Below are 21,719 nucleotides of genomic sequence, written 5' to 3'. Positions count from 1 at the left end.
GAGGGGGTATGAGGATGGATGCACAGCTGAAGATCGTGGATATTCACGAGATACCGCTGGTTTGTCGGGCCTGCGAGGCTCGTCATGGCGGCGTCTGTTCGACGCTGACGCCACAGCAGCTTTCCGAACTGAACAAACATTCCCAACGCCGGGCGGTGGAAGCAGGCACAGAACTGATCGGCCAGGGCGAACAGGTGTCGTCCTATTCCAACATCCTGAAGGGTGTGGTGAAACTGTCGAAGATCATGGCCGACGGCCGCCAGCAGATCGTCGGCCTGCAATTTGCCCCGGATTTCATGGGGCGCCCCTTCCTCGGCGAAAGCCTGATGGCGGCAGAAGCCGCGACCGATGCCGAACTCTGTATCCTGCCGCGCAAGATCCTCGAACGGATGATCTGCGAATCGGCCGAGCTCGGCAGCCGGCTGCACAATCAGGCGCTGACGGAACTGGACGAGGCGCGCGACTGGATGCTGACGCTTGGCCGCAAGTCGGCGCGCGAGAAGGTGGCGAGCCTGATCATGCTGGTTGCCGCCCATGCCGAAACCGACCGGCTGGGCGCCTGCGCCTTCGAACTTCCGCTGTCGCGCGCAGACATCGCCGATTTCCTCGGGCTGACGATCGAGACGGTGAGCCGGCAAATGACGAAGCTGCGCAAGGACGGGCTCATCCATGTCGAGAACAACCGGCAGGTCTATGTGCCGGATCTCGACCGGCTGGGAATGGCCGCCGGCGGCGACTGAGCCGCCTGACCGATCCCCCTTGCCTGCCCCCGTTGGCCGATCCGCGTGACGGATCTTTAATCCTTGCTGCTTTGCGGCGCGCGGGCTTCAACGAGAACGGTCCGGATAGCCTCCAGCACGCCATCGGCACGTATGCCGGTGCAGACGACCTGGCTCGGCACGCCGTCCCAGGCGCTGCCGGTAAATTTCCGGCCCTGATCGGGTGCCTGAATGGTCTCGCCATCGGCAATGCCGCCGCAGACAACACGCACCGGACCGGTCCTGATGTCGAAGAGATGCGGCTCGGTGAGATAGACGCAGGCGCAGCTGTCATGCAGCGCCATGCCATCAAGACCGACCCTCTGGCGATAGAAATCGATATAGAACTGCGAAAGATCGGACAGCAGCTTCAGTTCCGGCGGACCGGCCTGGACCATGGCCGCCATATAATCCGAGGACATGGTGGTCTTCATCGTCACGTCGAGACCGATCAGCGTCACTTTCCACGACGCGGTGAAAACCGCGTCGGCTGCTTCCGGATCGTTGTAGATATTGGCTTCGGCGGCCGGCGTGACATTGCCGTTGATATCGAACGCGCCGCCCATGATCACCACTTCCTTGACCAGTGAAGCGATATGCGGGTCGGATTTCAGCGCCAGCGCCAGATTGGTCATCGGGCCGACCGCAACGAGCGTCACATTGCCCGGATCGCTCTTCACCGTGTCGATGATGAACTGTGCGGCGGAGCGGGTATCGAGCGGGTGCTCGATTTCCAGCGGCACGCCGATATTGCCGAGCCCGTCCTCGCCATGAACGGTGGTGGCGAAATGGCCGGAGCCACGGCGATCGTCATAGGGCCGCTCGGCTCCCCGGGCGATCGGAGCCGCGATGTTCCAGGCCTTGTGGAGGAATTGTGCATTACGCGTGGTGATCTCGACCGGCGCATTGCCGAACACCGTGGTGACGCCGACAAGATCGATATCCGGATGGCGATGGAGATAAAGGAGCGCCATGGCGTCATCCACGCCGGGATCGGTATCGAATATGACCTTGTGCATGCGGTTGTCCGTTTCTGCTGATGTCTTGTTCTCTGGTGATGTCTTGTTCTCTGGCGCTCATATGCGCGAAGCGGCGCACCATAACGGCATTGAGATGCGGCGCAATCCCGTTTGCGTCCGGCCGATCGCCGGGATCACGGCAGGTCTTGCCCGAACAGGGCTTCGGTGCCACAAGGCTGTTCCCGCCCAAACGACCAATCCACCCTGCCCCGCGTGCCTCCACGCCGCTGCCTTCGAGTTCATCCCGTGCCCGATATCGCCTTCCAGTTTCTCCTCATCCTGTTCCTTGCCGCCTGCTTTGCCGGTTTCGTCGATTCGATTGCGGGGGGCGGCGGGCTGATCACCATTCCGGTGCTGCTGATTGCCGGCATTCCGCCGCTCGAGGCGATCGCGACGAACAAGCTGCAATCGCAATTCGCCTCGGCCTCGGCGACAATCGCCTATGCCCGCAAGGGTCATATCAACCTGCGCGACCAGATGCCGATGGCATTGATGGGGATGGCGGGCGGCGCCTGCGGGGCATTGCTCGCCTCCGTTGTTCCGGCGACAGCGCTTGCCACCGCGATCCCGTTCCTGCTGATCGCGATCGCGCTGTTCTTCGCGCTAAAACCCAATCTTGCCGATGTCGACGGTCACCGGCGCGTGACACCTTTCGTTTTCGGCGTCACGGTCGTACCGCTGGTTGGCCTTTATGACGGGGTTTTCGGACCGGGTGCCGGTTCGTTCTACATGCTGGGCTTCGTGCTTCTGGCGGGCTTCGGCCTGCTGAAGGCGACGGCAAATACCAAGCTCATCAATTTCGGCTCGAATTTCGGCTCGTTCCTGGTGTTTGCCCTGACCGGTTCCATTCTCTGGAAGGTCGGGCTGATGATGGGTGTCGGCCAGTTCATCGGCGCCCAGATCGGCTCCGGTCTGGCGATGAAGAAGGGCGCAAGGCTGATCAAGCCGCTGCTGGTGATTTCATGCCTGGCGCTGGCGACGAAGCTGCTTGCCGATCCCAACCACCCTGCCCGCCTCTGGCTTGGCTGGTGATCGGGCTCCTGCGGTCTGTCGTAAACCGCTTCGGGCTTGCGCTGTGAGGGGTTTCAGCCCTTCATCCTGAGAGGCAGGCCGGCGGCAATGAAAAACACCTCGTCGGCGACTGCGGCAATCTGCTGGTGCAGCCGCCCGGCGTGGTCGCGAAATTCGCGGGCCATGCGGTTCTCAGGCACTATTCCAAGACCGACCTCGTTCGACACGAGGATCACGGTGGACCGGGACGCCGAAATCCGGGCGACAAGATCTGCCGCCTGTGCCGGAATGTCGGCCTCCTCCATCATCAGATTGGTAACCCAGAGCGTCAGGCAATCGACGAGCACGACGTGGCCGGGCGTATCAAGTGCTTGAAGCGTTTCAGCGAGCTTCAGCGGCTCCTCGTGGGTAATCCAGGAAGGACCGCGGTCGTCGCGGTGGCGGATTATGCGCTCGCGCATCTCGTCGTCATAGGCGCGGCCGGTGGCAATGTAGTGCCGGTCCAGCCCCGTCTGCGTGGCAAGCCGTTCGGCAAAAGCCGACTTGCCGGAGCGCGCGCCGCCGAGCACAAGGCCCGTCCTGCCGGAAAGGTTCATGGGAAAAACATCGCGTCGAGGCCAGACGAGACCGGACGATTCGTAGATATCGGAGGCGTCCGGCCCGTGTTGGTGTTTGTCTGGATTCGCATTGCAGCTTCATGGTCGGACAGGACGCCGATGAAGTCAACAGGCAGCAGTTGACCGCCCGGACACGTCAGCCCCGGCGCATTTCGACGCACTATTCTTTTTGCGACATCGCGTGACGATTTAACGAGTGGCGCGACGCCCCGGCTAAGCGTATTGGATCGACAAAACATAAGGCTTTGCGAAGGTCGTCGCGGCCACCGAGGAAACACCCAGATGCTCTATATTTTCAGGAACAACAGCGGCGTCCAGATCGCCTGGAATTCCGAAACTCCGCGCGCTTTCCGCAACGCCCGTCCCTCCGACAACCAGAAGCGTTCGTCGCTGTTCGGCTTCATCAGAACGTCGAATTCCGGCTGACGCCAGAAACCGGCGACGAGGATTTTTGCCAGGGCCTGAAGGGCCCTTCTTCGTTTGCGGGTATTTGGGGAAAACAACAACAATGGGGCAACCGGTACGCATTACCTGATCCGGCGCCACAGGCAGACGATCTGTCCGCGCCCAGATCATTAGCGTCACATCCTTACCGGATGGTTAGCGCCTCCCCGCAAAAACGGCGTCGATGTCCCAAAGCCCTGTGCGACAGGTTCGGTAACCACCTCGTCGCCCCCGCATTATCGGCTGCCTGACGGCATTTTTCGCCTGCCGATGATGTTTTTCAACGGAATGAGAAAAAAAGCGCGACACAGCAGGCGGCGCTAATCAGCTATAAAACGTCAAATTTCGGGGATGACTTTCGCGTTGTTTCTGATCGCGCCGAGGTTGCAGGACGCCCGACAGCGCAGATAGGCGGCATTTGATCGTTTTTAGGCCTTGCGTCAGGCACAAATCACAGTTTTCCAACAAGTTACGAGAACTGCTCGGATAAGCCGCACTGACAGCAGCTGTTGATTTATTTGATTTAGGCCGTACGCTATCCCTGCTGACAAAAAAATGCGCCCTATCTGCGGCAATTGCTCAGGTAGCAAAAAGACGCATGCAGACAGCGACCATACTCAAGGGCGCGGCCTCTTGCTGCTCCCAGGCGCTTCATCAACGGATCTCGGTTGCACCGGCTCCATGTATTGATTGTCAACAAACAAGACTGGGAGGTCTTACGATGAAAAAACTCCTTGCTTCCGCTGCCTTCGCGGCCGGTCTTTATGCCTTTGCCGGTGCCGCTCATGCCGATTGCGGTTCGGTCTCGATTGCCGAAATGAACTGGGCTTCGGCGGGTGTCGCTGCCAATGTCGACAAGATCATTCTCGAGGAAGGCTACGGCTGCTCCGTCGAGCTTGTGACCGGCGATACGATGCCGACATTCACCTCGATGAACGAAAAGGCGCAGCCGGACATGGCGCCGGAATTCTGGATCAATGCCGTTCGCACGCCGCTCGATGCCGCGGTCAAGGAAGGCCGGCTGATCGAAGCTGCCGAAATCCTCGCCGATGGCGCGGTCGAAGGCTGGTGGATCCCGAAATTCCTCGCCGATGCCCATCCCGAGATCAAGACGGTGCAGGAAGCACTCAAGCATCCCGACCTGTTCCCGGCTCCGGAAGATCCTTCCAAGGCCGCGGTGACCAACTGCCCGGCAGGCTGGAACTGCCAGGTTTCGACCGCCAATCTCTACAGAGCGATCGGCGCGAAGGAAAAGGGCTTCGATCTGGTCGATACCGGTTCCGCTGCTGGCCTCGACGGCTCGATTGCCAGCGCATTCGAAAAGAAGACAGGCTGGCTCGGTTATTACTGGGCACCGACCGCCATTCTCGGCAAATACGAAATGGTGAAGTTGTCCTTCGACGTGCCGCATAACAAGGCCGACTGGGATGCCTGCACGGCCGTTCCCGATTGCGCCAATCCCAAGGTCAACTCCTATCCGACCTCGCAGGCCTTCACGGTCGTCACCAAGCAGTTCGCCGACAAGGCCGGCGTGGCGATGGACTATATAAAGGCCCGCAAATGGGGCAATGCGACGGTCAACAGCATTCTGGCCTGGCAGATCGACAACCAGGGCACCAATGCGGATGCCGCCAAGCATTTCCTCGAAACCATGCCGGAAGTATGGACCAAGTGGGTTGCTCCGGATGTCGCGGAAAAGATCAAGGCATCGCTCTGATGTCGCGCTGAAAACGGAGGCGGTGATCATCCACCGCCTCTCTTCGCGTCGCGAAGCATGTCGCATCAAGCCGCGTGGAGACGATGATCCCACGCAACAATGCCTGCCCGGGACAATAAAAGCGCGACCGAAAGCCATGTCATTGCGCGGCACCCGGACAGCCAAGACAAGAACAGCTAAAAAAGGGGAAAAGCATGGCGATCTGCGAGTTCCTGCCGCGAGCCCTCTGTAGGTTTCCGGCGATCAGCGACAGCTATATCCGTCAGGCACGCCAGGTGATCGACGAAGGCTTCAAGGGCCTTGTGCGGGAATATGGCTACATTATCGACGCGCTGAAGGCGCCGTTGCAATGGTTCCTGAACTACCTCGAAAGGCTATTCACCACCTCTCCCTGGGTTGTCGTGCTGATCGTCATGATGCTGGTCGTCTATCTCGGCAGCCGCAGTATCCGTATCACCGTCGGCACGGCGATCGGCATGACGCTGATCGGCATGGTCGGATTGTGGGAAGATACGATGACGACGCTTGCGATCGTCACGGTCTCGACGCTGATCGCCATCATCATCGGCCTGCCGATCGGCATTCTGATGGCGCGGTCGGACCGCATCCAGGGCGTCATCAACCCGATCCTCGACGTGATGCAGACGATGCCGAGCTTCGTCTACCTGATCCCGGTTGTGGTGATCTTCGGCATCGGCAAGGTGCCCGGGCTGATCGCGGTGGTCATCTATGCGGTGCCGCCGATGATCCGCCTCACCAATCTCGGCATCCGGCTCGTCGACAAGGAAGTGCTGGAAGCGGCCGACGCCTTCGGCTCCTCGGCCAGCCAGAAATTGTGGAACGTGCAGATGCCGCTCGCCTTGCCGACGATCATGGCCGGCATCAACCAGACGATCATGATGTCGCTTGCCATGGTGGTGGTCGCCTCGATGGTCGGCGTCGGCGGACTCGGCAAGAACACGCTGCAGGCGATTGCCAACCAGTTCTTCACCTTCGGCTTCCTCAACGGTTTTGCATTGGTGGCGATCGCCATCATCTTCGACCGAACCAGCCAGGCCTTCGGCAAACGGCTCCAGCGCCATTCGGAGGTGGTCCATGGCTAGTCACGGCATCGAGATCAAAGGGCTCTACAAGATCTTCGGCCCGAATGGCCGCGAGCACGTCGAGGCTGTCAAGAACGGTCTGTCCAAGGCCGAACTCAACGAGCGATACGGGCATGTGCTCGGATTGAAGGACATCAACATCTCAATGCCGGCGGGCGGCATTACCGTCGTGATGGGGCTGTCGGGCTCCGGCAAGTCGACGCTGATCCGCCATATCAACCGGTTGATCGAGCCGACCTATGGCGAGGTCGTTTATGACGGCGTCAATGTCTGCGGCATGAACGAACGGGACCTGAGGGAATTCCGTCGCCACAAGACGGCGATGGTATTCCAGAAATTCGCGCTGCTACCGCATCGCACGGTGATCGAAAATACAGTCTACGGGCTCGACATCCAGGGAATTTCGCGCTCGGAAAGCACCAAAAAAGGCCAATACTGGATCGAGCGTGTCGGGCTTGCGGGCTTCGAGAACCATTATCCCAACCAGCTTTCCGGCGGCATGCAGCAACGCGTCGGCCTTGCAAGAGCGCTCACCAACGATGCCGATATCCTGCTGATGGACGAAGCCTATTCGGCGCTCGATCCGCTGATCCGCGTCGATATGCAAAGCGTGCTGCTCGATCTGCAGGCGGAGCTGAAGAAAACCGTCGTCTTCATCACCCACGATCTCGACGAGGCGCTGAGGCTCGGCGACAAGATCACCATCCTGCGCGATGGCCAGGTGGTGCAGCAGGGAACCGGTCAGGAAATCGTGCTGTCACCGGCCGATGACTACATCACCGCCTTCGTCAAGGAAGTGAACCGGGGTCGGGTGATCCAGGCGAAAACCGTGATGAAACCGTTCGACGGACAGGCCGACGGCGCCCGGATCGAGGCAAGCACCACGCTCGAGGGCGCCGCCAAGGTAATGACCGAGACGGGCCAGCCGAAAGCGACAATCGTTGACACGACTGGGGCACCGATCGGCACGATCGACCTGCAGACGATGGTCGCCGCGATGGTGACGCCGGCCGGATCGGACGCCTCGAAAATGGCGGCGGAATAAAGCTGGAGCGATTCGCGACGGAAAATGAGGTGCCGGCGTCGCAGCCGGCGCGCATCCTGCGATGTTGAAAGCATATAAAGGAAGCTTTATATCCAGCTTACAGTTTTCAGGAGGATGCCATGCCGACGACCAATCCCTTGACCGACCTGCTTGCCGAAAAAGGCGTGTTGCTGGCCGATGGCGCGACGGGAACCAATCTGTTTTCCGCGGGGCTGGAAGCCGGCGAAGCGCCGGAAATGTGGAACGAGGCGCATCCGGAGCGGATCACCAAGCTGCATCAGGACTTCGTCGATGCGGGCGCCGACATCATCCTGACCAACACGTTCGGCGGCACGCGCCACCGCCTCAAGCTGCATCATGCGCAGGACCGGGTGTTTGCGCTCAACAAGCGGGCTGCCGAAATCGCCAGGGCGGTAGCGGACGGCGCCGGCCGCAAGGTCATCGTCGCGGGTTCCGTCGGCCCCACGGGCGAGCTTTTGATCCCGCTCGGTGCGCTGAGCTATGAGGACGCGGTCGCCGCCTTCGTCGAACAAATGGAAGGGCTGAAGGCCGGCGGCGTCGATGTTGCCTGGATCGAGACCATGTCGGCCACCGACGAAATTCGTGCGGCGGCGGAGGCGGCCACGAAGGTCGGCCTGCCCTATACCTATACCGGATCGTTCGACACGGCCGGCAGGACGATGATGGGGCTCAGCCCGAAGGACATCCATCAGGTCGCAGGCGATATCGGCAGCGGTCCGGAAGCGGTTGGCGCCAATTGCGGTGTCGGTGCATCCGACATCCTCGCCTCGCTGCTCGACATGACGGAAGCCGATCCGAATGCGATCACCATCGTCAAGGGCAATTGCGGCATTCCGGAATTTCGCGGTGCCGAGATCTACTATTCCGGCACGCCGCCGCTGATGGCCGAATATGCGCGGTTGGCCCGCGATGCCGGCGCCAGGATCATCGGCGGCTGCTGCGGCACGTCCTGCGAGCATCTGGCGGCAATGCGCGCCGCACTCGACGGTTATACACCGCGTCCTCGCCCGACTGTCGAGGAAATCGTCGACAAGAGCGGCCCTCTCCGCAATAAGACGGCCAACGAGTCCGGTGGAGATTCAGGGCGGGAACGCCGTCGCCGCCGGGGGTAAGGGCCAAGAGGGAAAAAGCATGAGCAGCGTATCGCCGATCGGAAGCCGGGAGACTGTCGCCGAAGGGCTCACCAGCCTGTCGGAAGACAAGCAGAACTGGCTGACGCTGATCATGGCAAATCCGGCAAGCGACGACCTGCTGCTTGCCGGCATCCATCTTTATCTGGACCAGGCGTCAGATGCGCGCTTCCTCAATACACTTAAGCTGCAGAAATGCGGTGAGTGGCTGGGAGATGCAGCCCCCGACCGGCTGCAGATCCGGCTGACGGAAGCGGCAAAATCCAGCCAGCATCCCGCCTATCTGGCGTTCAAAGACGGCTTGACCCGCTCCGGCGGTCTGGAACGGGCCTATCCCAAGGCGCCGGTTTAAATTTTAGCCCGCCTCGAACGCGGCGACAAAGCGAAGGTGCCATGCACCTTCGCAGTGTATTGACGCCTCACGCACCCATCAGGCCGCAACGGCATCTTCCCGCACGTCATCCAGCAGGAAGTGAACGGTGACGTATTTCGTCAAATGCTTTACGCCGCTATCGGAGATGGTTTCGACGAAACCGCCATCTGCCGGGTGCCAGCTGTGATAATGGGGATTGTTGGTGATCAGCGTGATCGCCTTGCCGACCATGCGTCCATCCAGACGATAACGTGCCTCGGCCAATGGCCAGATTCTCTCGAAATCCTGTTGCGACATGCGGACTTTGAGAGCCTGCCGGTGGATGGCGTCAAGCTGCAGGCCTTCCTCGTTCACCGATGCCGGAGCATCCAGCGTTACCTCCTCGGCATCGCTCAGAACGTAGTCATACTCTTCGGGCCACATGCGTTTCATGTAATCACTCCTCCCAGGTAGTGTTATAGGTCTGCCTAATGAATGTAGCGCGTCCTTATCCAGACGCAACGTCCATTATGACGCGGCTTTTCCCAGCGCTCGCATGTGGAATTTCAGCTGCTCCGGCGGGTAGCGGAAGGCGGTGCCAACCGGACAGGCATTGCGCGCGAGACAGCCGTAGAGCATGCAGCCGCCCTGCCCCGCCGGCGTTTCGAGATGGCTGCGGCAGGCCGCGACCGCGAACCGTCGCGGATCAGGATCGATGGCGGCGACGGGACAGGTGGTCAGACAAGGTTTCGTGGCGCAGTCTTCGCAGGCGTGTCTCTCTACGGTGACCTCCTTGGTGAGGTCGTGGCCGATCTCGGAAGCAAAGCCAATCGCGCCGCGATAGCCATGCCAGAGGCCATATTGCGGATGGATGAGAATGCCGAGGGGTGACGGCTTCAAGCCTTCGGCGCGCATTGCCCATTGCTGGAACGGCTGCCATGGCGGATCGGAGGGGAAATAGGCCGTACCGCCGAACTTTTCGGCCAGCGGACGGATAATTTCCTTCGACCATGTGTCGAGCGGATCCGGGCCGTCGTAATTCCGTTTCCATGCGGAAAACGCCGGCCAGATCGAACCTCCGGCATTGCCGAGAAGAACGATCGAAATGGCTTTGATGCCGTCTGCCAGCAAAGGCCCCTCGCCCGCGACGAAATTCACGGCACCACGCAGTAGGATGCCGCTTGGATAAAGGGCATCGCCGATCTGCCGACAGAGGGATGACGGGCCGCTCATCGTCTCAGCGCGGCCCCTTGTACTCGTAATGCGGTCGCCAGACGCTACCCTGGATAAAGTCGGCGACCTGCTTTGCGCCGCCTTGCTCCCTGGCGGCCTCGGGCTCTCTTCAAGTGAAGGCGTCGGGCATGCTGTCCTTGCGATCCTTGATGAGGGCGAGAAGCGCCTCGTCGATCGCGGCATCCAGCGGCGGGGCTTCGTACGCGTCGAGCCAGGATCGGCACAATGCGTTGGCGCGCTGCTCGATGCGTTTTTCGCCCTCGATCTCCCATTGTTCGAAGGAGTTGTTGTCCATCAGCGCCGAGCGGTAGAAGGCGGTCTGGAAATGCGCCTGGGTGTGGGCGCAACCAAGATAGTGGCTACCGGGGCCGACTTCGCGGATCGCATCCAGCGCCTGGCCTTCCTCGGAGAGATCGACGCCCTCGGCCATTTTCTGCATCATGCCAAGCTGATCCTGGTCGATCATGAATTTTTCATAGGAGGAGACCAGTCCGCCTTCGAGCCAGCCGGCCGCATGCAGGACGAAGTTGGTGCCGGCAAGCAGTGTCGTGTTCAGCGTATTGGCCGATTCATGCGCCGCCTGTGCGTCCGGCACCTTGGAGCCGCAAAGCGAGCCGCCGGTACGGAACGGCAGGCCGAGACGACGGGCGAGCTGGGCGGCACCATAGGAAACGAGCGAAGGTTCCGGCGTGCCAAACGTGGGCGCACCCGACTGCATCGAGATCGAGGCGGCAAACGTGCCGAACAGGACCGGCGAGCCTGGACGGATGAGCTGGGTGGTCGCGGCCCCCGCCAGCACTTCGGCGAGGATCTGCGTCAGTGTTCCGGCGACGGTGACCGGGCTCATGGCGCCCGACAGGATGAAGGGCGAAACGACCGAGGCCTGGTTGTGGCGCGCATAGACTTTTAGCGCACCGAGCATGGTGCCGTCGAAGACCATCGGCGAATTGGCGTTGATGAGGTTGAGTGTGACGCAATTGTTCTCGACGAATTCGTCGCCGAAAACGAGCTTGGCCATGGCGATCGTATCTTCGGCGCGTTCCGGCGCGGTGACCGAGCCCATGAACGGCTTGTCGGAATATTTGATATGGCTGTAGACCATGTCGAGATGGCGCTTGTTGACCGGCACGTCGACCGGCTCGCACACCGTGCCGCCGGACGAATGCATCGACGGCGCCATGTAGGACAGTTTGACGAAATTGCGGAAATCCTCGATCGTCGCATAACGGCGATTGCCTTCCAGATCGCGGACGAAGGGAGGACCATAGACCGGGGCAAAGACCGTCGCATTGCCGCCCATATGGACGCTGCGGGCCGGATTGCGGGCATGCCAGGTGAACTCCTTTGGCGCCGTCTTCAACAGTTCGCGGCAAAGACCTTTGGGGAAATGCACGCGGCTGCCGCGGACATCGGCTCCGGCCTTGGCCCAGAGTTCCAGCGCTTCTTCATCGTCGCGGAACTCGATGCCGATCTCTTCGAGGATGAGGTCGGCATTACGCTCGATCAGTTGAAGGCCTGCCTCGTCCAGCACTTCATAGGTACCGATCTTGCGGGTGATGTAGGGCAAGGAAACACCGGGGCCGCCACCGGTGCGGGCCGCGCGCCTGCCGGCCGCCCCCCGTTCGCCACGACCACGCCGACCGGCCCCGCCGCCCATATCCGTCTGCTGACTGATATCGTCCATGTTTTCCTCACCCATTGCCGCTTGTTGGCTTATTCGCTGATGTCCATGCTAGGCCTGCGTTGACGCCCTCTCCTGCCTTTCTGCGTCACGCATTTGCACGAGACAGACATTTCAAGACATCTGCGACGACCATTCTCTTTCCGACGCGTTCCTGTCGCTTACGAAAGAAATTGCGAAACAAATTGACGCTAGACATAGTTGCAGATGTCAATCCGATTTGGGCGACTTGGACGATCTGAAAACATCGCAACCAACCAGGGAAGAGAATTCATGTCCGACGACGATATCATTCTTTCGGAGCTTTCCGACGAAGAACTCGTTCAACAGATGCATGACGATCTCTATGACGGTCTGAAGGAGGAGATCGAGGAAGCGACGAATATCCTGCTCGAGCGCGGCTGGACGCCCTATGACGTCCTGACCCAGGCGCTTGTCGAGGGCATGCGCATCGTCGGCATTGATTTTCGCGACGGCATTCTCTTCGTGCCGGAAGTGCTGCTTTCCGCCAATGCGATGAAGGCGGGCATGTTCATCCTGCGTCCGCTTCTGGCCGAAACCGGCGCACCGAAGCTCGGCAAGGTGGTGATCGGCACGGTGAAGGGCGATATCCACGACATCGGCAAGAACCTTGTCGGCATGATGATGGAAGGCGCCGGTTTCGACGTCGTCGACCTCGGCATCAACAATCCGGTCGAGAACTATCTCGATGCGATCGAGCGCGAACAGCCGGATATTCTAGGCATGTCGGCACTTTTGACAACGACCATGCCCTATATGAAGGTCGTGATCGACACGATGAAGGAAAAAGGCATTCGCGACGATTATGTCGTGCTGGTCGGCGGCGCGCCGCTCAACGAAGAATTCGGCAAGGCCGTTGGTGCCGATGCCTATTGCCGTGATGCGGCTGTCGCGGTCGAAACCGCGAAGGATTATATGGCGCGCAGGCACAACAGGCTGGCTGCCGGGGCCTGATTTCTTATCTCATCACCGCGCACTATGGATGGCGCGCGGTGATGTCATCTGATCCGGCGCGAGCGCCGCTCTGACTAATGGGCGATTACTGAGCCGCCTTGCCTACACGATGGCCGGCGTCCTGCGTTGCATTGACGGTATTGGCCGTGTCCTGACCCATTCCGCGGATCGTGTTGCCGCAGGAAGAAAGCGAAACCGTTGCAGCGAAAAGTGCGGCGATAACCGTGACTGTCTTGGCCGTCATGATAGAATACTCCGATGGGTAAGGATCAAATTGTGTCGGAAAGTGATTTTCCGGCTATGGAACGTTCCAAAGCCGAAAAGGTTCACGTAATTGCGTGCGGAGCGATCGCACGGGAAGTCATTGTGGTTTCCCGGCAACAGGGCCTTGAGCATATCGACCTCAATTGCCTGCCGGCGATCTGGCACGCCTATCCGCAAAAGATCGTTCCCGGATTGGAAGCGGCTGTCGCCGAGGCGCGAAAAAACGGTTTTGAGCGGATCTTCTTTGCCTATGCGGATTGTGGCACCGGCGGCGGGATCGATCGGTTGTGCGAACGCGAAGGCATTGCCCGGATCGAAGGCCCGCATTGTTATTCGTTCTTTTCCGGCAATGACGCCTTCAATGCGAGGGCGGACGAGGATCTGCTGTCCTTTTTCCTGACGGATTTTCTCGCCCGGCAGTTTCGTGCGTTCGTCATCGAACCGCTGGGGCTCGACCGGCATCCACAATTGAGGGACATGTATTTCGGCAATTACCGCAAGCTCGTCTATCTCAGCCAGGAGGAGGACGAAGGGCTTCAGAACAAGGCGCGCGAGGCGGCTGAGTATCTCGGGCTGGAATACGAATACCGGTTCACCGGTTATGGCGATCTTGGGGCGGCACTGCATTCGGCTTAACGGTTTTTTCTTCGCTTTTCGGCAAGGGTTGCCGCCAATAACAGCCTGACCCGGAGCGGCAGATGCAGCCAGTGCCTTCCCCAACAATCGTCGTGATGACCGCCGGCGGGCAGAACCCACAGGTGATGATCAATGCGCTTGCCACACATTTTCCCGATCTTCATGTGATCGAGGAAGAACCGGAGACGAAGGGCGAAATCCTCAAACGCCGGGCGCGCCGGCTTGGATGGCTGAATGCTGCGGGCCAGCTTGCGACGATGATCGCCTCACGGCTCGGCAAGCGTGTTTCGGCCAAACGCGGTGCAGACATCATCCGCGACTATGGACTTTCCAGCGAGCACAATGCTTCGATACCGGTGACACGGGTTACTTCGCTGAACAGCTCCCAATGTCACACGGCGGTGACTGCCTTGAACCCGGCCGTTGTCTTCAGCATTTCCTGCCGTATTCTTTCCAGGTCGACGCTTGCCACGATCCGCTGCCCGGTGATCAATTTCCATGCTGGCATCAACCCGATCTATCGCGGGCAAATGGGCGGCTACTGGGCACGCGTCGAACGGGACGATGAAAATTTCGGCGGCACTGTGCATCTGGTCGATGCCGGTGTCGATACCGGCGAGACGCTTTACGAACAGCGCGTCCGGCCAGAGAAGGTGGATACGATCGCCACCTATCCGCTGCTGATCACCGCGGCATCGACCGGGATCGCCGTCAAGGCGATCGGGGACGCGCTCGCCGGCCAATTGCAGCCATTTCGGCCAGCCGGGCGGTCCATCCTGCGGTTTCCACCGCCGGTCTGGACCTGGCTCTATCACGGCCTGACCAAAAACATCTGGTAACACGTCGCTTTTGGTCACTTGCGACGTCGTGCCAAGCGCAGTCCGCGCCGCTTTGCCGGTGCATGCTCGGCTTGGTCTTTGGAGGAGTTCATGGCGGATCGCATCGTCGTCTACTGGCGGGACATTCCCGCCCAGGTCATCATCAAGAAGGGCCGACAGACGGCCAAGCGCGAACTCTCCTTGCGCTTTACAGAGGCAATCGACATGTGTGCGATGCGCACGGGTGCGGCCGAAACCAACGACTATCTCGCCGAATGGCGCAAGGCCGATCCCGTTGCTGTTTCCGACGATCTGGAGATGGAGGCGGACAAGGCCGCCGCCGAGCTGGAAGCTGCCTATGACAAGGAAAAGCTCGTGGCGCTGGTGAAGGCCGGCGGCCGGGACAACAGCTGAAAATCCCTTATTCTCGCCACCTCCCCTCATAGCCGGAGATCGCAATGACACGCACCATCGTCGCATCCGCCACAAGGGAAGTCGTGATCGGCTTCGACCAGCCTTTCTGCGTCATCGGCGAGCGGATCAACCCGACCGGCCGCAAGAAGCTCGCGGCGGAGATGATCGAGGGCAACTTCGATACCGTCATCAAGGATGCGCTGGAACAAGTGGCGGCGGGCGCGACAATGCTCGACGTCAATGCCGGCGTCACCTCGGTCAATCCAAACGAGACGGAACCGGGCCTTCTGTTGAAAACGCTGGAGATCGTCCAGGGGCTGGTCGATGTGCCGCTGTCGATCGACAGTTCGGTGACGGCGGCGATCGAGGCGGCGCTCAAGGTCGCCAAGGGCCGGCCGCTGGTCAATTCGGTGACCGGCGAGGAAGAGAAGCTCGAGGCGATCCTGCCGCTCTGCAAGAAATACGACGTGCCGGTCGTGGCGATCTCCAATGACGAGACCGGGATTTCGATGGACCCGGACGTGCGTTTCGCCGTTGCCAAGAAGATCGTTGAGCGCGCCGCCGATTACGGCATCAAGCCGCATGACATCGTCGTCGACCCACTGGTGATGCCGATCGGGGCGCTGGGCTCGGCCGGGCTGCAGGTGTTTGCGCTTCTGCGCCGGCTGCGCGAGGAATTGAAGGTCAACACGACCTGCGGGCTTTCCAACATCTCCTTCGGCCTGCCGCATCGCCACGGCATCAATGCCGGCTTCATTCCGATGGTGATCGGAGCTGGCATGACGAGCGCGATCATGAACCCCTGCAGGCCGCAGGAAATGGAAGCGGTGCGCGCCGCCAATGTGCTCAACGGCACCGACCAGAATTGCGGCAACTGGATCATGACCTATCGCGACTATAAACCAACCGAAGGCGGTACTGCAGCAACGGCTATCCCTGCCCCATCGGCCAGCGGTGGTCGCCGTGGCGGACGTGCCGCGCGGGCGGGCGCAGGGGCGGCGACGGAGTAGGCGATGTTCAAGTCAGATCAGCACCATATTAATTCGTCGCTGAGAGAAAACATCGTCGAGCATCTATTTGTGGGGGCGGCTCTGCGATTGCTCTGGCAAAATGGGATTACAAACGTTGAAATCTCGAGATCCGAATTTGACGCTTACGGTTACGATCTTGTCATCACCTCAGACAAGCTCATCCGTCACGTACAACTCAAGTCTGGGACAAAATTAAAACCCGTATCCGCTTCTATGCTTCTTGCCGACAAGCCAAGTGGTTGCGTCCTTTTCATCCAACTCAATGATCGTTTGGAGATTGGACCGTATTATCTATTTTCCTCGGAGGAGGGATTTCCCCTTCCCGATATCTCGGCCTTCAAAGTAACCAAGCGTACTACGCCCGATGCCGATGGCAAAAAGCCGTCGAGAAGCATGCACCGTGATATTCCTGTCTCGAAGTTCAAGAGATACGAAACGCTTGTTGGTGTTTTGGCTGAACTGCTGCTCAAGGAACTTCAACTGCCGCATCAAACTATTCCGCTAACGACACTCTCCGTACGGAATAAAAGAACCGTGCGGAAAAAGAATGCGATATTGTTGCCCATGCCCGTCATTACATCGGATGACGAAGCAGAGCGTTTCGTCGAAACAGCTGATCTGTCACACTACGATCTATCGCAGTTTCAGCCATTTAAATTCCTGTTCGAAAGAAATCGCTGAGTGCAAAGTGGCTGACTTGTCGTCAAAAGATCCCCTCGTCCTGTTCATGCCGTCCGGCAAGCGTGGCCGGTTTGCGGTGGGTACGCCGGTGCTTGAGGCTGCGCGCCAGCTTGGGGTTTATGTCGAGAGCGTGTGCGGCGGGCGGGCGACCTGCGGGCGCTGTCAGGTCTCGGTGCAGGAAGGCAATTTCGCCAAACACGGGATTACCTCGTCGGTCGGCCACCTGTCGCAGGTGGGGCCGAAGGAGGAGCGTTACGATCGGGTGCGCGGGCTGCCGGAGGGGCGCAGGCTTTCCTGTTCCGCCCAGATCCTCGGCGATCTCGTCATCGACGTGCCGCAGGATACGGTGATCAATGCGCAAGTGGTGCGCAAGGCGGTCGACGAGCGGGTGTTCGACCGCAATCCGGCGGTGCGCATGTGTTATGTCGAGGTCGAGGAACCCGACATGGAAAAACCGCTCGGTGACCTCGACCGGCTGAAGGTTGCACTGTCGACCGACTGGCATTTCGATGATGTCGAGGTCGATTTCCATATCATTCCGCAGGTTCAGCAGATCCTGCGCAAGGGCGAGTGGAAGGTGACGGCGGCGATCCACAAGGACCGCGACGACGAGCGCCCTCGCCTGATCGCGCTTTATCCGGGGCTGAAAAACGAGGCCTACGGGATTGCCTGCGATATCGGCTCGACGACGATCGCCATGCATCTGTCGTCGCTCTTGTCCGGGCGTACCGTTGCATCCGCCGGCACGTCCAATCCGCAGATTCGCTTCGGCGAAGACCTGATGAGCCGGGTTTCCTATGTGATGATGAACCCGGATGGGCGTGCGGCTATGACGGATGCCGTGCGCGAGGCGCTGAACGGGCTGATCGACAAGGTCTGCACGGATGGCGAGATTGCCCGCGAAGACATTCTCGACAGCGTTTTCGTCGGCAATCCGATCATGCACCACCTGTTCCTCGGCATCGATCCGACCGAGCTTGGCGGGGCGCCGTTCGCGCTTGCCGTTTCCGGCGCGGTCGAGGTGAAATCATCCGAGATCGGTCTGCCGATGAATGCCGGTACGCGCACCTATCTTCTGCCCTGCATTGCCGGGCATGTCGGGGCGGATGCGGCGGCGGCGACACTTTCTGAAGGGCCGCACCGGCAGGACGAGATGATGCTGATGGTCGATATCGGCACCAATGCGGAAATCGTACTCGGCAATCGTGCACGGGTCGTCGCCGCATCGTCGCCGACCGGGCCTGCCTTCGAGGGTGCCGAGATTTCGTCGGGCCAGCGGGCGGCACCCGGCGCCATCGAGCGGGTGCGGATCGATCCGGTCACGCTGGAGCCGCGCTTCCGGGTGATCGGCATCGAACCTTGGTCGGATGAGGCCGGTTTTGCCGAGGCCGCAGCACAGGTCGGCGTTACGGGTATTTGCGGCTCGGCGATTATCGAGGTCATCGCCGAGATGTATCTCTGCGGCATCATTTCCGAGGATGGCGTGGTGGATGGCGCGATGGCCGCCCGCAGCCCGCGCATTCTCGAAAACGGCCGCACCTTCTCCTATCTTTTGCATGACGGCACGCCGCGGATCACGGTGACACAGAACGACGTGCGCGCCATCCAGCTTGCCAAGGCCGCGCTTTATGCCGGCGTCAAGCTGTTGATGGACAAACAGGGCGTCAAGCATGTGGACAGGATCGGGCTTGCCGGCGCCTTCGGCACGTTCATCGATCCGAAATACGCGATGGTGCTCGGCCTCATTCCCGATTGCGACCTCGATCATGTGAAGGCAGTCGGCAATGCGGCGGGGACCGGTGCGCGCATGTGCCTCTTGAACCGCGACTATCGGCGCGAGATCGAAGAGACCGTGCAGCAGATCGAGAAGATCGAAACGGCGCTGGAGCCGAAGTTCCAGGATCATTTCGTCGCCGCCATGGCATTGCCCAACAAGGTCGATGCCTTTCCCAATCTCGCCCATGTCGTGACGCTGCCCGAGCGCAAAGCACTGACCGATGCCGGCGGTGACGGCGGACGCAGAAGGCGCCGCTCACGCGAGTGAGCGACGCCCTTCGAACATCGTCCCGTCATTTGATCAGGCGGCGACCGCATCCAGCGAACTGAATGCGTCGCGTATCCCTTCAGCCACGGCCTTAGCCGGGACAGAGAGGTTCGGCGCCGTCAGGATCCTTATGTCGAAGGTGATCAGGTCCGGCATGCCTTCCTTGGGCCCAAGGATCTGCATGTCCTCGGTAATATAGGAAAGCGGGAACGGCGCGATTGCCAGATCGGAGACGACGGCTGCGCGCTGCGCCATCGTGTGGGCACTGGCATAAGCGATACGATAGGGCCGCTTCTGCTTGTCCAGTTGCGAAATCGCATCCTGGCGCCAGACGCAGCCTTCTTCCCAGACCGAGATCGGCAGCGGATCGCGCAGATAGGCGGTGCCGCATTTGGCGCCGGCCCAGACCAGCCTTTCGGTATGGATGATCTCACCACCGGTCGGGAAGGGCCGTGTGGCGCAGTTGATCAGAGCGAGATCGAGCCGCTGCTCCTCCATGCGCTTGCGCAAGAGCAGGCTCTGGTCGACCGTGACATCGACCATGATGCCGGGAAAATGCTCGCCGAAATCCTTCAGCAGCTTCGGCAGCAGTCTTTCGGCGATATCATCCGGGGCGCCGAGGCGCACGACGCCGGAAAGCTCCGGCATAACGAAGCGCGATACGGCCTCGTTGGAGAGTGCCAGCATGCGCCGCGCATAGGAGAGCAGCATCTCGCCGCTCTGGGTGAGCGTCACCGAGCGCGCGTCGCGCAGAAAAAGCACGGTCTTCAGCTGCTCTTCCAGTTTCTTGATCTGCATGGATACCGCCGATGGCGTCCTGAGGACGACCTCGGCGGCAGTGGAAAAATTGCCCGTCTCGGCAATGGCGACAAACGTGCGCAGGACATCATTGTCGAGCAGCGGAAGCGGTGTGCGGAAGGGTGCGGTCATCGGGACACCTATCAAATTTTCTGAACTTAAGCACCATATCATTTCGTTTGATTGAATGTCAAACCGGGAGGATACTGCAAATCGTCAAATGCAGGCATCTATAGAACACATAAACGAATGAGACGCTGACAAGGCATTCGATCGATTGATGAATTGGTATTTTCCGCCTTCCCCGCGGAAATTGCCCGTGAACCAAGAGCACAACACCCAAGGAGAACCCGACATGAGCACGATCACCTATCTCGACCAGAGCCGAATACCGGCTTCCTCTTCCGCCCCGACTGCCGGCCAGGGCTGGATTTCCACCTTGACCGAACGGGTCACGGCCGGCTGGAACCGGCGCAAGACTGAGCGGATGCTCGAAGGTCTGCCGCAGGAAATCCGCAAGGATATCGGTTGGCCAACGACGGCCGGCAAGTGACGGCAACCACGTCCCGCGCTCCATCCGGGAACGAGGCCGACCCGGCAATAACACTATCGACATCATAGGCACGGCCCGCAGGCGTCATCGTCCCGGGCCGTGTCGCATTTCGAGCAATTGCCAAATATCAAGAAAAGAGAGAATTTATCACGGCAGCGACGCATCGATGTCGCAAAAATGCCATTCCCCTGTCGTCAAAGGCTCTTGTAATCGCCTGTGTCCATGCGAGTGTCGCTTTTGAAGCAATGCAAGACCGCAACAAGCGGCAGCAAGGGGAACGACGACAATGGATCTGACCAGCAAGCCACCTGGACTGAAGCGCTCACTCGTCTTCTTCCTGGTGCCGCATTTTACCATGCTGCCTTTTTCGGCCGCGATCGAGACGCTCAGGATCGCCAATCGCATGCTGGGCTATTCGGCCTATACATGGCGGCTCTGTTCCGCCGACGGGCAGAAGGTATATTCGTCCAGCGGCATCGGCATAGAGGTCAATTCGTCGCTGGCCGACGAGCGGCGCCATCTCGGCGGCGAGAACCGGCCGAACATGGTGCTGGTCTGCTCCGGTGTCTATGTGGAAGAGTTCAACAACAAATCCGTCAATGCCTGGCTGCGCGAGACCTATAATCGCGGCATCGCCGTCGGCAGCCTGTGCACCGGCGCGCATGTTCTGGCCCAGGCCGGACTGCTGAACGGCAAACGCTGCGCCATCCATTGGGAAAACCTGCCCGGTTTTGCCGAAGCCTTTCCGCAGGCAGAGGTTTATGCGGATCTCTACGAGGTCGACGGCAATCTCTATACCTGTGCCGGCGGCACCGCATCACTCGACATGATGCTCAACCTGATCGGCCAGGATTTTGGCGACAACCTGGTCAACCGGGTCTGCGAACAGCAGTTGACCGACCGGGTACGCAATCCGCATGATCGCCAGCGACTGCCGCTACGCGCTCGTCTCGGCGTGCAGAATTCCAAGGTTCTCTCGATCATCGAACTGATGGAGAACAATCTCTCCGAGCCGCTGTCGCTGATCGAGATCGCCGACGATGCGGGGCTATCGCGCCGACAGATCGAGCGACTGTTCCGCCAGGAAATGGGTCGTTCCCCTGCCCGCTATTATCTGGAAATCCGGCTGGATCGGGCGCGGCATCTTCTGGTGCAGTCGTCGATGCCGGTGGTCGAGGTGGCGGTCGCCTGCGGCTTCGTCTCGGCGTCGCATTTTTCCAAATGTTACCGCGAGGTCTATAATCGCTCGCCGCAGCAGGAACGCGCAGAGCGCAAGCTGACGCTCAACACGTCCCGCACCGGCGTGGTTGTTTAAGGGCTGAGCGGCATCAGGTGCCGCTCGCCGTCATCCTCGGGCTTGTCCCGAGGATCTAT

At 60.2% G+C, this 21,719-nt stretch carries 24 protein-coding genes; 17 read left to right on the top strand and 7 right to left on the bottom strand.

What is annotated here, in order from left to right:
• Positions 1–14 precede the first annotated feature (14 nt).
• Positions 15–740, top strand: coding sequence for a Crp/Fnr family transcriptional regulator (locus AC2GXZ_RS14140; RefSeq protein ID WP_483759796.1), 726 nt, complete (start codon positions 15–17; stop codon positions 738–740).
• 56 nt (positions 741–796) lie between these two features.
• Here the strand turns inward: AC2GXZ_RS14140 and AC2GXZ_RS14135 are convergent, their stop codons facing one another.
• Complete coding sequence (locus AC2GXZ_RS14135; RefSeq protein WP_483759795.1) at positions 797–1,777, bottom strand: nucleoside hydrolase; 981 nt, start codon at positions 1,775–1,777, stop codon at positions 797–799.
• A gap of 246 nt (positions 1,778–2,023) precedes the next feature.
• Between AC2GXZ_RS14135 and AC2GXZ_RS14130 the strand changes: the two genes are divergently transcribed.
• On the top strand, positions 2,024–2,809 hold the full coding sequence (locus AC2GXZ_RS14130) for a TSUP family transporter (protein ID WP_483759794.1): 786 nt from the start codon (positions 2,024–2,026) through the stop codon (positions 2,807–2,809).
• 53 nt (positions 2,810–2,862) lie between these two features.
• Here AC2GXZ_RS14130 and cobU read toward each other — a convergent pair whose 3' ends face one another.
• A complete protein-coding gene (gene cobU, locus AC2GXZ_RS14125) occupies positions 2,863–3,384 on the bottom strand; it encodes a bifunctional adenosylcobinamide kinase/adenosylcobinamide-phosphate guanylyltransferase (protein ID WP_483759793.1) in 522 nt (173 codons plus the stop codon).
• Positions 3,385–3,687: 303 nt separating this feature from the next.
• Between cobU and AC2GXZ_RS14120 the strand changes: the two genes are divergently transcribed.
• The 6 genes from AC2GXZ_RS14120 (at position 3,688) to AC2GXZ_RS14095 (ending at position 9,217) form a co-directional block, all read left to right on the top strand.
• Complete coding sequence (locus AC2GXZ_RS14120; protein ID WP_483759792.1) at positions 3,688–3,831, top strand: hypothetical protein; 144 nt, start codon at positions 3,688–3,690, stop codon at positions 3,829–3,831.
• Between the two features lie 739 nt (positions 3,832–4,570).
• Positions 4,571–5,566, top strand: a complete 996-nt coding sequence (locus AC2GXZ_RS14115) for a glycine betaine ABC transporter substrate-binding protein (protein ID WP_483759791.1) — start codon at positions 4,571–4,573, stop codon at positions 5,564–5,566.
• A 194-nt stretch (positions 5,567–5,760) separates the two neighbouring features.
• Positions 5,761–6,669 (top strand): ABC transporter permease, encoded by a 909-nt coding sequence (locus AC2GXZ_RS14110; RefSeq protein WP_483759790.1) that lies wholly within the window; start codon positions 5,761–5,763, stop codon positions 6,667–6,669.
• The gene (locus AC2GXZ_RS14105; RefSeq protein WP_483759789.1) at positions 6,662–7,714 is read left to right on the top strand and encodes a quaternary amine ABC transporter ATP-binding protein; all 1,053 of its coding nucleotides are present in this window, start codon (positions 6,662–6,664) and stop codon (positions 7,712–7,714) included. Before AC2GXZ_RS14110 ends, AC2GXZ_RS14105 begins: the two co-directional genes overlap by 8 nt.
• Positions 7,715–7,833: 119 nt before the next feature.
• On the top strand, positions 7,834–8,847 hold the full coding sequence (gene bmt, locus AC2GXZ_RS14100) for a betaine--homocysteine S-methyltransferase (protein WP_483759788.1): 1,014 nt from the start codon (positions 7,834–7,836) through the stop codon (positions 8,845–8,847).
• 19 nt (positions 8,848–8,866) lie between these two features.
• A complete protein-coding gene (locus tag AC2GXZ_RS14095; protein WP_483759787.1) occupies positions 8,867–9,217 on the top strand; it encodes a hypothetical protein in 351 nt (116 codons plus the stop codon).
• A gap of 78 nt (positions 9,218–9,295) precedes the next feature.
• Here AC2GXZ_RS14095 and AC2GXZ_RS14090 read toward each other — a convergent pair whose 3' ends face one another.
• From AC2GXZ_RS14090 to AC2GXZ_RS14080, 3 genes are all read right to left on the bottom strand, one after another.
• Entirely contained in the window at positions 9,296–9,661 is a 366-nt protein-coding gene (locus tag AC2GXZ_RS14090; protein ID WP_483760256.1) for a hypothetical protein, read from the bottom strand.
• 84 nt (positions 9,662–9,745) lie between these two features.
• Positions 9,746–10,450, bottom strand: coding sequence for a ferredoxin (locus AC2GXZ_RS14085; protein WP_483759786.1), 705 nt, complete (start codon positions 10,448–10,450; stop codon positions 9,746–9,748).
• Between the two features lie 109 nt (positions 10,451–10,559).
• Entirely contained in the window at positions 10,560–12,134 is a 1,575-nt protein-coding gene (locus AC2GXZ_RS14080) for a trimethylamine methyltransferase family protein (RefSeq protein WP_483759785.1), read from the bottom strand.
• Between the two features lie 270 nt (positions 12,135–12,404).
• On the opposite strand from AC2GXZ_RS14080, the gene AC2GXZ_RS14075 reads away from it, so the two are divergent.
• Positions 12,405–13,106: a corrinoid protein gene (locus tag AC2GXZ_RS14075; protein WP_483759784.1), complete on the top strand. Its 702-nt coding sequence runs from the start codon at positions 12,405–12,407 to the stop codon at positions 13,104–13,106.
• A gap of 85 nt (positions 13,107–13,191) precedes the next feature.
• On the opposite strand, the gene AC2GXZ_RS14070 is transcribed toward AC2GXZ_RS14075, so the two are convergent.
• Positions 13,192–13,350: an entericidin domain-containing protein gene (locus tag AC2GXZ_RS14070; RefSeq protein WP_483759783.1), complete on the bottom strand. Its 159-nt coding sequence runs from the start codon at positions 13,348–13,350 to the stop codon at positions 13,192–13,194.
• Positions 13,351–13,364: 14 nt separating this feature from the next.
• Here AC2GXZ_RS14070 and AC2GXZ_RS14065 point away from each other — a divergent pair, with 14 nt between their 5' ends.
• The 6 genes from AC2GXZ_RS14065 to AC2GXZ_RS14040 all read left to right on the top strand — a co-directional run bounded on the left by AC2GXZ_RS14065 (position 13,365) and on the right by AC2GXZ_RS14040 (position 18,994).
• Complete coding sequence (locus tag AC2GXZ_RS14065) at positions 13,365–14,006, top strand: DUF1638 domain-containing protein (RefSeq protein ID WP_483759782.1); 642 nt, start codon at positions 13,365–13,367, stop codon at positions 14,004–14,006.
• 62 nt (positions 14,007–14,068) lie between these two features.
• Positions 14,069–14,845: a formyl transferase gene (locus AC2GXZ_RS14060; protein ID WP_483759781.1), complete on the top strand. Its 777-nt coding sequence runs from the start codon at positions 14,069–14,071 to the stop codon at positions 14,843–14,845.
• 90 nt (positions 14,846–14,935) lie between these two features.
• Positions 14,936–15,238, top strand: coding sequence for a virulence factor (locus tag AC2GXZ_RS14055; protein WP_483759780.1), 303 nt, complete (start codon positions 14,936–14,938; stop codon positions 15,236–15,238).
• Positions 15,239–15,282: 44 nt separating this feature from the next.
• Positions 15,283–16,248 (top strand): methyltetrahydrofolate cobalamin methyltransferase, encoded by a 966-nt coding sequence (locus tag AC2GXZ_RS14050; RefSeq protein WP_483759779.1) that lies wholly within the window; start codon positions 15,283–15,285, stop codon positions 16,246–16,248.
• A 3-nt stretch (positions 16,249–16,251) separates the two neighbouring features.
• Entirely contained in the window at positions 16,252–16,950 is a 699-nt protein-coding gene (locus AC2GXZ_RS14045; protein ID WP_483759778.1) for a CopG family antitoxin, read from the top strand.
• 46 nt (positions 16,951–16,996) lie between these two features.
• Positions 16,997–18,994: an ASKHA domain-containing protein gene (locus AC2GXZ_RS14040; RefSeq protein WP_483760255.1), complete on the top strand. Its 1,998-nt coding sequence runs from the start codon at positions 16,997–16,999 to the stop codon at positions 18,992–18,994.
• A gap of 33 nt (positions 18,995–19,027) precedes the next feature.
• Here AC2GXZ_RS14040 and AC2GXZ_RS14035 read toward each other — a convergent pair whose 3' ends face one another.
• On the bottom strand, positions 19,028–19,966 hold the full coding sequence (locus AC2GXZ_RS14035) for a LysR family transcriptional regulator (protein ID WP_483759777.1): 939 nt from the start codon (positions 19,964–19,966) through the stop codon (positions 19,028–19,030).
• 181 nt (positions 19,967–20,147) lie between these two features.
• Here AC2GXZ_RS14035 and AC2GXZ_RS14030 point away from each other — a divergent pair, with 181 nt between their 5' ends.
• Together AC2GXZ_RS14030 and AC2GXZ_RS14025 are read left to right on the top strand one after the other, a co-directional pair.
• Complete coding sequence (locus AC2GXZ_RS14030) at positions 20,148–20,345, top strand: hypothetical protein (protein WP_483759776.1); 198 nt, start codon at positions 20,148–20,150, stop codon at positions 20,343–20,345.
• A gap of 286 nt (positions 20,346–20,631) precedes the next feature.
• A complete protein-coding gene (locus AC2GXZ_RS14025) occupies positions 20,632–21,660 on the top strand; it encodes a GlxA family transcriptional regulator (RefSeq protein ID WP_483759775.1) in 1,029 nt (342 codons plus the stop codon).
• Positions 21,661–21,719: the final 59 nt, after the last annotated feature.

Source organism: Aliirhizobium sp. YIM B11859, from assembly GCF_057163345.1.
The sequence above is the reverse complement of the archived record's forward strand: the minus strand, read 5'-3'. Positions and strand labels throughout refer to the sequence as shown.

What these genes read in the sequence shown, in the direction of transcription:
- AC2GXZ_RS14140 (WP_483759796.1), top strand. Translation starts at nt 15, where the DNA reads ATGGATGCACAGCTGAAGATCGTGGATATTCACGAGATACCGCTGGTT.
- AC2GXZ_RS14135 (WP_483759795.1), bottom strand. Translation starts at nt 1,777, where the DNA reads ATGCACAAGGTCATATTCGATACCGATCCCGGCGTGGATGACGCCATG.
- cobU (WP_483759793.1), bottom strand. Translation starts at nt 3,384, where the DNA reads ATGAACCTTTCCGGCAGGACGGGCCTTGTGCTCGGCGGCGCGCGCTCC.
- AC2GXZ_RS14120 (WP_483759792.1), top strand. Translation starts at nt 3,688, where the DNA reads ATGCTCTATATTTTCAGGAACAACAGCGGCGTCCAGATCGCCTGGAAT.
- AC2GXZ_RS14115 (WP_483759791.1), top strand. Translation starts at nt 4,571, where the DNA reads ATGAAAAAACTCCTTGCTTCCGCTGCCTTCGCGGCCGGTCTTTATGCC.
- AC2GXZ_RS14110 (WP_483759790.1), top strand. Translation starts at nt 5,761, where the DNA reads ATGGCGATCTGCGAGTTCCTGCCGCGAGCCCTCTGTAGGTTTCCGGCG.
- AC2GXZ_RS14105 (WP_483759789.1), top strand. Translation starts at nt 6,662, where the DNA reads ATGGCTAGTCACGGCATCGAGATCAAAGGGCTCTACAAGATCTTCGGC.
- bmt (WP_483759788.1), top strand. Translation starts at nt 7,834, where the DNA reads ATGCCGACGACCAATCCCTTGACCGACCTGCTTGCCGAAAAAGGCGTG.
- AC2GXZ_RS14095 (WP_483759787.1), top strand. Translation starts at nt 8,867, where the DNA reads ATGAGCAGCGTATCGCCGATCGGAAGCCGGGAGACTGTCGCCGAAGGG.
- AC2GXZ_RS14090 (WP_483760256.1), bottom strand. Translation starts at nt 9,661, where the DNA reads ATGTGGCCCGAAGAGTATGACTACGTTCTGAGCGATGCCGAGGAGGTA.
- AC2GXZ_RS14085 (WP_483759786.1), bottom strand. Translation starts at nt 10,450, where the DNA reads ATGAGCGGCCCGTCATCCCTCTGTCGGCAGATCGGCGATGCCCTTTAT.
- AC2GXZ_RS14080 (WP_483759785.1), bottom strand. Translation starts at nt 12,134, where the DNA reads ATGGACGATATCAGTCAGCAGACGGATATGGGCGGCGGGGCCGGTCGG.
- AC2GXZ_RS14075 (WP_483759784.1), top strand. Translation starts at nt 12,405, where the DNA reads ATGTCCGACGACGATATCATTCTTTCGGAGCTTTCCGACGAAGAACTC.
- AC2GXZ_RS14070 (WP_483759783.1), bottom strand. Translation starts at nt 13,350, where the DNA reads ATGACGGCCAAGACAGTCACGGTTATCGCCGCACTTTTCGCTGCAACG.
- AC2GXZ_RS14065 (WP_483759782.1), top strand. Translation starts at nt 13,365, where the DNA reads ATGGGTAAGGATCAAATTGTGTCGGAAAGTGATTTTCCGGCTATGGAA.
- AC2GXZ_RS14060 (WP_483759781.1), top strand. Translation starts at nt 14,069, where the DNA reads ATGCAGCCAGTGCCTTCCCCAACAATCGTCGTGATGACCGCCGGCGGG.
- AC2GXZ_RS14055 (WP_483759780.1), top strand. Translation starts at nt 14,936, where the DNA reads ATGGCGGATCGCATCGTCGTCTACTGGCGGGACATTCCCGCCCAGGTC.
- AC2GXZ_RS14050 (WP_483759779.1), top strand. Translation starts at nt 15,283, where the DNA reads ATGACACGCACCATCGTCGCATCCGCCACAAGGGAAGTCGTGATCGGC.
- AC2GXZ_RS14045 (WP_483759778.1), top strand. Translation starts at nt 16,252, where the DNA reads ATGTTCAAGTCAGATCAGCACCATATTAATTCGTCGCTGAGAGAAAAC.
- AC2GXZ_RS14040 (WP_483760255.1), top strand. Translation starts at nt 16,997, where the DNA reads ATGCCGTCCGGCAAGCGTGGCCGGTTTGCGGTGGGTACGCCGGTGCTT.
- AC2GXZ_RS14035 (WP_483759777.1), bottom strand. Translation starts at nt 19,966, where the DNA reads ATGATATGGTGCTTAAGTTCAGAAAATTTGATAGGTGTCCCGATGACC.
- AC2GXZ_RS14030 (WP_483759776.1), top strand. Translation starts at nt 20,148, where the DNA reads ATGAGCACGATCACCTATCTCGACCAGAGCCGAATACCGGCTTCCTCT.
- AC2GXZ_RS14025 (WP_483759775.1), top strand. Translation starts at nt 20,632, where the DNA reads ATGGATCTGACCAGCAAGCCACCTGGACTGAAGCGCTCACTCGTCTTC.